This window comes from Hominimerdicola intestinalis, assembly GCF_054655215.1.
The window spans coordinates 1-11,949 of the sequence record NZ_BAAHNZ010000022.1 but is presented as its reverse complement, the minus strand read 5'-3'; the positions used below and the strand labels follow the sequence as shown (position 1 = coordinate 11,949).

Here is an 11,949-nt window from a genome sequence, read left to right as displayed (position 1 = left end):
GTTTTAAAGGACTGCGGAATAAAAGATGTGCCATTTCATGCGCTCAGACACACATACGCTTCCGTCTGCATTAAAAAGGGCTTTGACCCTAAAGCTCTCAGTGAATTATTGGGACACAGCAACGTTAAACTTACTCTTGACCGTTACGTTCATTCCTCTGATGAAATCAAGAAAAACTATGTAAGCAGCCTGCTTTTAAGCTGAAAATGCGCAGTCGGATTTTAGTCTGGAAAATAAAGAAAACGGCTTAAACAAGCCGCTTGTGGAGTGTTTGTAGTAAAGCTGCAAACTTTGCGAAAACAGTATAACAAAAATCAACAGGTCAAGAGTTTTTTCTTGACCTGTTTTTAGTTTATCATATTAGTTTTTATGCTTCTATGGTTTTGTGTTAATTTTTCTGAACAATCTTTATACATAAATTCCGTATATTTTCCGATAAACAGCATTGAAAACTTCCGTCACAAAGCCGGCAATATGCACCAATATGTGCAGCATAATCAGTGCATATTTACGAAACTAATGTTCAAATATACGTTCAACACCAACAAAAAGCAGACAGCAAAAAGCCCGCAAACGCTTTGTTTACGGGCTTTTCTCTTGGCTCCCCAAGTTGGACTCGAACCAACTTGGGTTAGGCGTAAAAAGAATAACATTAATTACATATATTGTCTATTAGCTTAATGTTATTTAAATATTTAGTCTGCATTTTTATCGCAGCTATCTTAGGTTTCATTTCAACTTTAACATAAATATTTGCCGTTGTTTCAATATTTTTGTGTCCAAGAAGCTTTGAAACAACGTCAATATCTACTCCGGCTGCAAGCAAATCTGTTGCATAATTGTGTCGCAACTTATGAAACAGGATATTACAATGCTCAAGTTGATTATTCCTTAAAACATCTTTGAGACTGTCATATAATGTTTTATAATTTGTCAGCTTTCCCTGACTGTTAGGAAAGACTAAATTTAAGTTTGAATTTGCTTCTATTTTCTCTCTCCATTTTTTGTTTTCAGGGAGATCACGATAGATAAGCCAACTACGCAGCAACATTATTACCTGATCGGATACAGGTATATCTCTCACACTTGTAACGGTCTTGGTACTTGATAGTATCACTCCCCTTTTTACAATTTCTCCGCCCGGCATTTCTATATAATTATCAACTGCGGAGCGACGTATATGTATAATTTTTTTATCAAACTCTATGTCGCTCCAGAACAGACCTAGTAGCTCACCGATTCTCAAGCCTGTTAAAAACAACAGGGGCACAACAGTGTTTAACTTAGGATATTTAGGCAATATCCTAAACAATGCTTTTAAATCTTCTTTTGACACTAGACGTTCCTGAGCTTCGGGAGCATAACCTTTGGGCCGCTTGAAATCGTAATCAAAGGGATTTATGTTTATGTATCCTTTAAGCATTGATTTTTTGTAGACAGCCTTTACAATCGAATAAACAGCCTTTATGTATTTATCGCTATAAAGACTGCCGTCGTTTTTGAATCGTATATAAGAAAAAAATCTGTTAAGTCTCACGTCATTGACATCTTCAATAAAGATATCGTGAAAATAGTCTAAAATCTTTTTAGCGATTTTTTTCTCCCATGCGGCTGTTCTAAGAGTTTTGTACGAGTTCTTTCGTTCTTCTAGTACAAGTTCCAAGATGTCATTAAATTTGTGTTTCATATAGATCCTCCCAAAATTTTTATGCGTCTCTTTTTTATAAGGCGCAATTGTTATTATACAAATAACAATTATAAAAATCTATGACATTAAATAATTTTTGTGGAATATAACGACTTTTTTCTACAATTCATACAAATACAAACAATGTTTTTTGTTAGTAGTAAACACAGTTATAGGCATTTTATACAAAAGGCAATTTTATTTATAAAATGTTGCACAAAAATGCGGAAAATTAAACCATTATTATCGGAATTTGTTTACTTAAAGTAAAAACAAAGTAAATTAACCACACTTTTGTAACGGAAAGCAGGTGAATTACATGAAAATATCAATAACAATTGACGTTGACGCAAAAGCTTCCGGTTATGCAAATGATGATGAGCTTAGAGATAATATCATGAACTGTACCGGTGATCCTGATCGCCAGCATTCTTTCATAATATAATAAAAAGAGGGATGATTGTATGACAAATTACATGGGCAAGAACAGATTGAAAAAAATATTGATGAATTATCTCAAACTCACGGATGAGGACAAGCTTAATGCACTTCAGGCTAATTTAAAGAAAAACAAAAAGGAGTATGGATTTGACTTTATTTATTACAAAAGTTATAGAGGCAATGAATGGCTTGACACACAAGTTTGCTTTGACGATACTACATATAAAATCCATATTTTTAGTGCTGTGAATTTAAAACAGGGCAATCGTCGGGTTGAGCTGCAAGAAAAACGTGTCAGAGAAATTGATATTGAAAATATTGAAGAAAAGATAGTTTTCCAAGGCAGCGCTTTTTACTCTGAAAATTTTGAGCCTATTCCGCAAGGTAGCTGCAAACTGATGTGCAACTAAATTTAGACAAAAACAAGCATAAAAGAGGTGAATCATATGAAAATATCAATAACAATTGACGTTGACGCAAAAGCTTCCGGTTATGCAAATGATGATGAGCTTAGAAATAATATCATAAATTTCTCAAGATGTTTAATCATTAACGGGGCTGAAGAAGAATGCGTTGAGCTGACAATGCTCAGTGTCGAATATGAAAATTGAAATAGCAGGAGGTATGTTAAATATGAAGTATACTATAAAACGAATGAAAATCAGTCTAAATCCTAATTTAGTAAATCTTTATACTTTTACTGCACGAGCAATTAAAAATCTAGTAAAAACCCGGTCTGCTTTTGCTCTTATGTCTGCTACACGAGAACTATGGAATTGTATTGATACGATTACGGATTATTATGATGATAAGATTATCTCGGACAGACAACAAGCAATGTTCTTTGATCACATTAACAAATTACTTGATGATTTATATAGAATTGCAAACGAAATAGATGAGGGGCGTCCAATTTTAATAAACAATAAGTAACTAATATTTGTTACAAAAACTAAATATCATGAACTGTGCCGGTGATCCTGATCGCCGACATACTTGATGATATATTATCATCAGCATAGACAAGGTCGCTCCTTGAGCAGCAGGTTGTGTTCTTCCCTGCTGCTTTTTCTATGCGTAGACGAAGAACGAAGTAAATTTGAAAGGACTTGAAACCATGATGAAGAACACAAAAGTAATATCCGTAATCACGGAAAAAGGCGGAGTAGGAAAAACAACCACCAGCTATAACCTCGGCTGTGCTTTAGGCAATGCAGACAACAAAGTTCTGCTGATCGATCTTGATAAACAAGGCAATCTATCCTCCAGCTGCGGATATATTTTATCGGACGGTAAAAGAACCATAAGCGACGTTATTTATAATGCCGCAACCGGTTATAAAAATGATTATGAAAGCGTGATCCGTCACTCTGTAAATAATCCTAATGTCGATTATATCCCTGCAGGATATATGCTCAATGCAAGCAACAGTATTATTGCTTCTTCATCAAATTGTAATTTCGTCCTCAGAAGCATACTTGAGGACGAATTTTTTAATCGCTATGACTATATTATAATTGACAACAAAACCGACCTTGACCTATTGGCACAAAACGCACTAAACGCTACACACTATGTTATAATACCGCTTGACGCTGGTATACACAGTTTTGACGCGGTTGACAACATGATGGCAAAGATCAAATCACTGGCAAACACTACAAACCCTAAACTTAAAATTCTTGGCATACTTGAAAACAAGGTCGACCTGACAAGCACAAGCAAAGAGATCGACTCGGCATGCCGAGAGATATATGGCAAATTAGTATTTGAAACAAAGGTGCCGAGCCGACCCGAACAGATAAACAGAACGGTTAAGTTTTGCAGCGGCTGTGTAAATCTTAAAGGCAATACCCTTGCTGACACTTACAAAGCGTTAGCAGAAGAAGTGTTAAAAAGAAGCGGAGTTTAATCATGCAAACGTATATATGCAAATGCGGGAAAACATTTCAGAAATCAAGTAAAGCAGAAAGCACCGGATATGTGCTTTCTGCTTACTCTCCTGAACATGAATGCTTCGGGTGTCCGTATATAGTTATGGAGCGTGACTGGCAGACAAATGAAATTATAAAGCGTGAATGCAGAGCCACGCCTAAGATTACATATACTACACGCTGCAAAATAGGCACATCTGATAAAGACTATACTTCTTGCTATCTTTATACGCTTGATCTGGTTTTTGCAAAAAGAGTGCTTAATTTCATCAAATCTCTTGATGGAGCTTTTACGGGCAGTCCTCAGTGGGAATTTTCTGTTGAACCAAATTCGTTGCCCAAGGAATGGAGAACTGCTGACTTTGGGAAATGCTATAATTTTAAAGACTGCTTCGGTCTTGCTATTATACCGCTTAGCTTTCAGAATAATAAAAAAGGTACGGAAGCCAGACGTGCGGTCATGAAAAGATTTTTTTGTCCTGACTGCACCAGAAAAAATGTTACTGAAGAAAATGAAAAGCAGATAGTTTTGCAGCGTATTGAAATTGCAAAAGAGAATGCAAAACATGCTGTTGAAACAAACAAATCTGATAATAAAGAAGGTGCGAAAATGTCTAGCTTACTTGAACGAAGAACTGCAAGGCAAGAAACTATGCAGGCAGAAGAACAGAATACAAATCCATTGCTCAGCAGTGAATATAACAGCTTGTGGGCAAACTCAGGCAAAAAAATCGAACTGCTAGATCCGAAGGAAATTGAGCTGTTCAGGGATTCAAAAGGAAATGCTCAGCCTGACAGACTGCAGGAAAACAAAGTGCTTAAAATTATGGCTTCTGCCGAAGACGTCGGAATACTGCAGTCGGCAGTTGTAAGAATAATGCCGGACGGAAAAAAACAGATGCTTGCCGGAAGACACAGACGTGAAGCTGCAATTCGTCTTAACATTAAGCTGCCGTGCGAGCTGTTGTATAACATAGACGATGTAACAGCGTATAAGATAATGGCGGAAACGAATACACGAGGCGAAGATCAGCTGCCCTCTGAACAAGGCATGATCTATAAAGCTTATCTAGATATGCGCACATCCGGAGGCGAAGAGAAAACAGCAAAAGAAATTGCTGCGAAATTTGGAGTTAGCGAAAAAACAATTTATCGGTATATAAGAATCCTAGAACTGCCTAAAAAGCTTCAGGAAGCGATAGATTATAAAATAATTCCGATCGGCAAGCTTGAAGAACTATTTAAGTTTACCACCGCGCAGCAAGAGACGATAGGCGATTATATTGATTATTATGATATAAAACATATAAGAGCCAGTGAACTGTGCAAGCTGCTTTTTGTTTCGGAAAGAGACGACTGGGACACAGATTTTGTGTGGAAGGTGCTGAACCTTCCTGATGAAATTATAATGAATCAGAAAAAAGACTCAGGTGATGACAAGACACCGACACCGCTGCCGGTAAGTCAGTCAAAAATACAAAACAACAATGAGTCAGATAATACGTCAGAAGATATTCATGCAGCCGATACTGATAACGTTTATACCGTAAGTTCACTTATTGAAAAGATCAGATCAGCATATCCAAAAGCAGTGAAGTTATCAGACTCAGAGATCTGCGAGCTTGTACTTAATGTACTTGCAGATGTTTTTAATTAGAGTGTGTCACGCGTGACACACCGGTGGAGGTATGTTATGTTAAATATAAATATCGATCATTTAGATAATGCAGCTGTGGGTGAAATTGTCATGAAGGGCAACTGCGAACAATTAACAATAGAACTTATCGGTATAACAATTAATATTCTTGAAAATCTGTATGCTCCTATGTCGCCGAGCCAAAGAAAGCAATTCATTCAAGCTTTTATAACGGAAGTGTACACAAATCTTATTAAGAAAGCAGAGGAATCAGAATCATGAATAACCATAAGGTTATATTTCTTGACACAGAAACGACCGGCCTAAATTACGACGGTACTGATGAAATATTGGAAATAGCAATTATAGACGACTACGGAGTTGTACTGTTACATACATATGTCAAGCCTGAACATCATGAACAATGGCCTGAAGCAGAAGCAATACACCATATCACTCCGGAGATGGTGCAGAACTCACCTGTCATCTCAGAGCTTATCCCTATAATAAACGATATTTTTGATAATGCAGATCGTGTTGTTATATATAACGCCGATTATGATATGGGCTTTATCAATCCTCTTTTGTATAACTCCGAGCATAAGGAAAAGATACACTGCTGTATGAAAGAGTTTGCGGAAGTGTATGGAGAATGGAATGATCATTACGGTCAATATAAGTGGAAAAACCTAAGCTTTGCAATGAACTATTACGATCAGCAATGGAGCGGAGAAGCTCATGGTGCTCTCGCAGATACATTTGCATGTAAAGCTGTGTGGGAACAGATACATCCGAATGATCACCAGATAATTATGAATCAAACAAAATCAAAATCAAGATGAAAGTGAGGTTGGATAAATCATGAATACTCAGGCTATATATAAGATAACCGAAAACGGATTAACCCAATACGCATATGCGCAGTATGGAGCTAATTATGCGACCGGTATGATAAGATACACAGAGGCTTGCAGCATCGCAGAAAAAATAAAACTACCAGTTGCCGATATTATTATAGATATAACCTATGACGGCAAGTATATTCCGACCGAAAACAACGGTAACAAGGTGTTTAACAAAATAGAAAATGCTGAACTTAGCGATAAAATTGTTCAAAGCTTTACAGAATGCGGATTGGTCAAATCAATGATTACAATTGATATGGATAGGGATCTATATAAATATCAGGCCTCTTCCCGGCAGTCCTCCGAAGATATAATACTGCCTCTTTCGGAGGCAGTGAGGATTTCAAGAACAAAGACTGAAGAATTAGATCGAAAGTCTGAAGTCTGGAGCATATGCGAATTGTCCGATATACTTAAGCCGGAATTCAAGGCATTGCGGCAAAAATATAAAATTTCGGATCGGTTCAGCGATTACGAAAGAGCAGCTGCTGTTTTCCATCCATTTTCTGAACCTGAAATCACGATCACACCGACAAGGCATGGAAGGAGCTGACCATGACTATACAATTCGATGCCAAAAATGAGTCCTATTACTCTCATCAAAATGGTATTTACAAAATCACAAAGATGAAAGACTCTTATGCTATACTTGAGGGTTATTCCTTCGGAATGAAGCAAATAATTCTTGCCGAAGGTATAAATCTTGAGGATACGCATATATCCTGGAACTATGCAGAACAATTTACGAGTTTAAAAGCAGCTGAAAGGCAACTGGAAGCCAGAACAAATAAATCTACCCGCAGTATTTCAAAAGGCAGAAGCAGATAACAAGTTAATCAAAAAATCGGAGGTATTACTATGTCAGAAAACAATAAAATCACAGGAATAACAGAAGAATATGAAGCAGGAGCCGTTCCAGCCGATATACAGTGTTCAAGATCTATTGACCGTATTTTTAAAACAATTGATGAGTCCGGTATGAATCTGTCAAAATCTCTTATATATCTTTCCGGCAATCGTGTAGCCGTTTTCGGAACTCCTACACCCGAAGAAGAAATTGACGATGAAGATCCGACCTTTTACAACGCGCTTGTAGATCTTATCATTGCCGGAGCACCGGAGTCGGCGCTGATCAGAGCGGCCGGACTTATAGAAGACGAGCTAAAGATTGTAGCTAAAAGGTGAAGACGAAATAAGAGCTTTATTTTGTAAATTTTCGGTAAATAGATTAAAAGCGCCGTTTGACTTTCAGATAAAATATCAAAATCACGTCAAAATAAACAATTAACGCATTCCATTTTTATCTATAAGCAACAAATTAAAAATTCAGTTTTAATAATTTGTTTCGGCTGAAAATTATCTCCTTTTTGACAAGTTTGCTTCTGTATTATACAATATATGTATATTGCAAATACGGAGGCTTTACATTGAACAGCAGTGAATTTAAGTCGGATATACGCTCCTTTGACGAAGCTGATACATGGAATACAGGAAGGTATATCGTTTATCCTTGTGAGAACAGAAAACACGACTTCTGGTACGCGGCAGACCATACTGTGGCGCTTCAGACCGATAACCTTATGAAAGCTCTGGCTTTTATCAGGAAAAACACTGATCGGATCCATCATTACAAGCTGTATGACAGGAAGCTTGTGACCTTTGACCGCAAAAGGATCATGAGGGCGGCAATGCTTGAAGAGGAAGAAAAGTAAGCCGGAATAAGCACTTTGCAATTACTGCAGGGTGCTTTTTATATTTCGGACGATACTCTGTCATGCGTGACAGGATTTAAATTGATTTGACAAAATAGGTAATAATATGTTAGAATAGAGGTAGATCATGAATAAAAAAGCTTTAATTATTATTCCTGTATCAATGACTATATCATATATGTTAATAATTACATCAGATAAGGAGAGCATTAATGCTATGGAATACTTTTTAAATAAAATCTTACCTCTTTTAATAACTGGCATAGTTACATATTTTGCAACATATATGCTTTCTAAAAAGTCACAACTTACAAAGCTCATAGATCAAATACACAAGCTTTCACGTCAGCTGGGCGTTAAAGACGGAAAAACAATTAATGATGAAATAATAGAGGTTTCAAAGTGCATGGGTACAAGTCTTGATTCCAAGACCTTGACAGGACAGCACATTGATATTCAGAAGCTTATAGAGAATGCTTTTTCACAGATTAAATCACGATATGAAAAAGAAGATGACAGTTATCGTTATTTCACTATGCAGCAGAAAGATATAAAAGACACTGTTGATAATTTCTCAAAGGATTATGCAAGACTGATTTCCGAAAATAGATCATTGCATATGGAATTACAGAAAGCATTGGCAGAAAAAGAATCACTACAAAAACTTACTAAAGAATTGACTAATAAGCTTGAATACCGAACTAACTCAAACTTAAATTTCCAAGAAGAAATGGAAGGGGGCGATAGAGAAGAAGATGAATTAGAGTTATAAGGCTACAGCACTTTGCATAATTGCAGGGTGCTTTTTATATTTCGGACGATACTCTGTCACGCGTGACAGGATTTAAATTTATTTGACAAAATAAGCATTAATATGATATAACGGAGGAAAGATTTGATATATATACCTATTATACTTTCAGAAGTATGCATAATTATTTACTATTTCTTTAGATTTGGAGAAAGTTTCATGTTAGATACTATAATAAGCATAATTCTTGCAGCTGCTGCCATCATTGGCCCAATTGTGACTATAATTATATCAAAAATAAGTATATCTAAAAAATTGGGCAGTTTTGATGATAAGTCTTTAAAATCAGTTATAGACGATGACTTATTGAAAGGCGCTATTGGGTTTTATGGAGGAGAAACAAGTAAATCACTTTCAGAGCAACACGAAAAAATAATTGATGAGCTGACTAGACGAGAAAAAATGATCAGCAAAAAGATAAAATCCTTAAATGCTAATTCCAAGGAGATATATGAAACTGCTAAATCTGTTAACTTCATTTTAGAAGATTGGGTGAATCTAAAGAGCGAACATACAATGCTCTTAACTAAAGTGAATGAATTAACTCAACGCTTAAATCATGAAAAAGAAAAAAATGCTGACCTGATAAAATGTCTAGGAAATATAAAACACGAAAACGCTTCTCTTTGTAAAGAAAATGAATTACTAAGAGAAATGAATTCCGATACATATTTAAATTTCCAAGAAGAAGTGGAAGGGGGCGATAGAGAAGAAGATGAATTAGAGTTATAAGGCTATGGCACTTTGCAATTTCTGCAGGGTGCTTTTTATATTTCGGTGGCTGCTCTGTCACGTGTGACAGGATTTAAATTGATTTGACAAAATAGGTAATAATATGTTAGAATAGAGGTGGTTTAAATGAAATTTTTTGCTATAGTAGGAGTTGTTGTATTTATGGGAACTTTACTGGAACTTATCTTTCGCAATAAAAGATACAATCAAGAGATAGAATTACTTGAGCATGAAGTAAAAAAGCTGCAAAAACAAGTAAAAGATATTAGTGAGAAAGCAATTAAAGTTTGTAACCTATCAGAGAAAAAACTGAAAGAAGCTTCGGAAAACTACATAGACTTAACCCGTGCATCAGACTTCATAGTAAAACAGGGAGAAGTAATTTTTGACGCTTACGATTCTATAATTTCAAAAATAGAAGTTCTTGCAGAGCTTTCAAGCGACAAAAATCTTTCGGATAAGGAAAAGAATCAAAAAACAGCCGAATATATTATGTATATAGCTAAAGATATAGATATTTGTAAAAGACAAAAACAGCTTCGGCAGCAGCTTAACGGAGGACTTGAGTATGGAAGATAAAAGATCCAATGCAAAAACTCCTTTGTTAATACAAGTTCTCAAAGTTATATTATGGATAGGCATTTTTGTGTATTTGCTTTTTACTGTGCTGATATTTATAGATAATCTGCCGCTTGAATTTCTAAAAACATTTCGCCGTTGGCTCTTATATTCCCATACTCATACTACTATAATTGTATTTTTGGTCACAACAATATTCATATTTATTCCATTTGCAATTTTAACTGCTGCGCAGATTAATGAAAAAATAAACAGACTTATGTCATGCCAATCAGATATAAATACTGCAGCTGAAGAAAACAAAGAAACAGAAGAGCTTCTTGAAAAATGTATAGGCGAACTGGACTCTATAGATATGTCTTTTAAAAAGCAAAATGAAAACTATGATAATGTAAAGGACGAATGCCGTAAATTGAAGGCTCAAGCTGAGTTAAACTTATACTCGAGCATAGATATTAACGACAATCTAAACAAAATAGCCTCTAAAAACAAGCATCTTGCAAAATCTCTTGGTTTTAAAGATGTTTGGAGGAAGTATATAACATCATATCAAGAGCTATACAATAACAAATAGGCTTTCAGTCCGTCAAATCGTACTCAATTTGGAAAATATATGTTGACAGCAAATAGAATATATAGTATAATAAAGTTGAAAAAGAAAACAAATTATAGGAGGAAATCCAATGAAAATGACATCAAGACTGACAGCAATAATGCTATCGGCGGCAATACTGACCTCGCTTACTGCCTGCGGAGCAGTTGACGATACGGCAAACGTAAAGGTAACGGCCGAAAAAACCACAGCTGCCACTACTTCGCCGGTCGGAACATGGCGGCCTGAGCTGATAACCTCTGCTCAGACTACGGCTTCAACGACTTCCGGCACTACTAAAAAGACCACGGCTGCCAAGGATAAAGATAAGTCTGATAAGACTACCACAACAAAGAAAACCACCGCTGATAATCAGAACAGCGGCGGCAATAATTATGATAATAACGAGAATGATTATTCCGGCGGAGATAATAACGGCAATAACAATTATGATCCGGGACAGGACAATAACGGCGATAATAACGGCAATAACGGTAATAATGGCAACAGCGGCAACGGCGGTTATGTAAATACTACAACAGCCAGAAAAACTACAACTGCAAAGAAAACCACTACAGCGAAAAAGACAACCACAAAGAAGCAGACCACAACTACAGCTGCGCAAGCTAAGCTTACTCAGTCGGATGTTGACAGACTTGTGAGGGAAATGCAGGAGTATTCTAACAGTAAATGCGGTTTTGATCCTCGTGCAGAAGAATGGTATAATCCAAACACATGGGAAATTTGTGATTATGATACTTATATAAAAAATATGACTCCTTCCAACAGTTCATGGGATAGTCCAAATAAAATATATCCAGATGTATGGGATTATCAGGGTGCAAAGGGTGTTATCCAAAGTCATATTGATTCAACTTACAATTCTTTTTCAGAAACTCACATTGTTGTTTATGCTGAAT

19 protein-coding genes are annotated in these 11,949 nt (G+C 36.1%); 18 read left to right on the top strand and 1 reads right to left on the bottom strand.

Annotated features, from left to right (window positions below):
- Positions 1-204, top strand: a 204-nt coding sequence (locus ACYQ0H_RS12275) for a tyrosine-type recombinase/integrase (RefSeq protein WP_459813169.1), incomplete at its 5' end; no start/stop codon positions are given.
- A 448-nt stretch (positions 205-652) separates the two neighbouring features.
- Here the strand turns inward: ACYQ0H_RS12275 and ACYQ0H_RS12270 are convergent.
- Positions 653-1,687 (bottom strand): tyrosine-type recombinase/integrase, encoded by a 1,035-nt coding sequence (locus ACYQ0H_RS12270; RefSeq protein ID WP_459813167.1) that lies wholly within the window; start codon positions 1,685-1,687, stop codon positions 653-655.
- Positions 1,688-2,006: 319 nt separating this feature from the next.
- On the opposite strand from ACYQ0H_RS12270, the gene ACYQ0H_RS12265 reads away from it, so the two are divergent.
- From ACYQ0H_RS12265 to ACYQ0H_RS12185, 17 genes are all read left to right on the top strand, one after another.
- The gene (locus ACYQ0H_RS12265) at positions 2,007-2,132 is read left to right on the top strand and encodes a hypothetical protein (RefSeq protein WP_459813165.1); all 126 of its coding nucleotides are present in this window, start codon (positions 2,007-2,009) and stop codon (positions 2,130-2,132) included.
- Between the two features lie 19 nt (positions 2,133-2,151).
- Positions 2,152-2,538, top strand: a complete 387-nt coding sequence (locus ACYQ0H_RS12260; RefSeq protein WP_459813163.1) for a hypothetical protein — start codon at positions 2,152-2,154, stop codon at positions 2,536-2,538.
- 36 nt (positions 2,539-2,574) lie between these two features.
- Entirely contained in the window at positions 2,575-2,739 is a 165-nt protein-coding gene (locus ACYQ0H_RS12255; RefSeq protein ID WP_459813162.1) for a hypothetical protein, read from the top strand.
- 22 nt (positions 2,740-2,761) lie between these two features.
- Positions 2,762-3,061: a hypothetical protein gene (locus tag ACYQ0H_RS12250; protein WP_459813160.1), complete on the top strand. Its 300-nt coding sequence runs from the start codon at positions 2,762-2,764 to the stop codon at positions 3,059-3,061.
- 166 nt (positions 3,062-3,227) lie between these two features.
- Positions 3,228-4,040 carry a ParA family protein gene (locus ACYQ0H_RS12245; protein ID WP_459813158.1) on the top strand — a complete coding sequence of 271 codons (813 nt, stop codon included), beginning with the start codon at positions 3,228-3,230 and terminating at the stop codon, positions 4,038-4,040.
- A 2-nt stretch (positions 4,041-4,042) separates the two neighbouring features.
- Positions 4,043-5,719, top strand: a complete 1,677-nt coding sequence (locus tag ACYQ0H_RS12240; protein WP_459813156.1) for a ParB/RepB/Spo0J family partition protein — start codon at positions 4,043-4,045, stop codon at positions 5,717-5,719.
- 36 nt (positions 5,720-5,755) lie between these two features.
- Positions 5,756-5,980: a hypothetical protein gene (locus ACYQ0H_RS12235; protein WP_459813154.1), complete on the top strand. Its 225-nt coding sequence runs from the start codon at positions 5,756-5,758 to the stop codon at positions 5,978-5,980.
- The gene (locus tag ACYQ0H_RS12230) at positions 5,977-6,540 is read left to right on the top strand and encodes a 3'-5' exonuclease (RefSeq protein WP_459813152.1); all 564 of its coding nucleotides are present in this window, start codon (positions 5,977-5,979) and stop codon (positions 6,538-6,540) included. The genes ACYQ0H_RS12235 and ACYQ0H_RS12230 overlap by 4 nt, the downstream gene beginning before the upstream one ends.
- A 106-nt stretch (positions 6,541-6,646) precedes the next feature.
- The gene (locus ACYQ0H_RS12225) at positions 6,647-7,156 is read left to right on the top strand and encodes a hypothetical protein (RefSeq protein WP_459813150.1); all 510 of its coding nucleotides are present in this window, start codon (positions 6,647-6,649) and stop codon (positions 7,154-7,156) included.
- A gap of 2 nt (positions 7,157-7,158) precedes the next feature.
- A complete protein-coding gene (locus ACYQ0H_RS12220; protein WP_459813148.1) occupies positions 7,159-7,431 on the top strand; it encodes a hypothetical protein in 273 nt (90 codons plus the stop codon).
- Between the two features lie 30 nt (positions 7,432-7,461).
- A complete protein-coding gene (locus ACYQ0H_RS12215; protein ID WP_459813146.1) occupies positions 7,462-7,788 on the top strand; it encodes a hypothetical protein in 327 nt (108 codons plus the stop codon).
- 242 nt (positions 7,789-8,030) lie between these two features.
- Entirely contained in the window at positions 8,031-8,315 is a 285-nt protein-coding gene (locus tag ACYQ0H_RS12210; RefSeq protein WP_459813144.1) for a hypothetical protein, read from the top strand.
- Between the two features lie 127 nt (positions 8,316-8,442).
- Positions 8,443-9,087 carry a hypothetical protein gene (locus ACYQ0H_RS12205; RefSeq protein WP_459813142.1) on the top strand — a complete coding sequence of 215 codons (645 nt, stop codon included), beginning with the start codon at positions 8,443-8,445 and terminating at the stop codon, positions 9,085-9,087.
- A gap of 198 nt (positions 9,088-9,285) precedes the next feature.
- A complete protein-coding gene (locus ACYQ0H_RS12200) occupies positions 9,286-9,858 on the top strand; it encodes a hypothetical protein (RefSeq protein WP_459813140.1) in 573 nt (190 codons plus the stop codon).
- Between the two features lie 126 nt (positions 9,859-9,984).
- Positions 9,985-10,437 (top strand): hypothetical protein, encoded by a 453-nt coding sequence (locus ACYQ0H_RS12195; protein ID WP_459813139.1) that lies wholly within the window; start codon positions 9,985-9,987, stop codon positions 10,435-10,437.
- On the top strand, positions 10,427-11,011 hold the full coding sequence (locus ACYQ0H_RS12190; RefSeq protein WP_459813137.1) for a hypothetical protein: 585 nt from the start codon (positions 10,427-10,429) through the stop codon (positions 11,009-11,011). Before ACYQ0H_RS12195 ends, ACYQ0H_RS12190 begins: the two co-directional genes overlap by 11 nt.
- A gap of 109 nt (positions 11,012-11,120) precedes the next feature.
- Positions 11,121-11,949, top strand: an 829-nt coding sequence (locus tag ACYQ0H_RS12185; RefSeq protein ID WP_459813135.1) for a hypothetical protein, incomplete at its 3' end; no start/stop codon positions are given.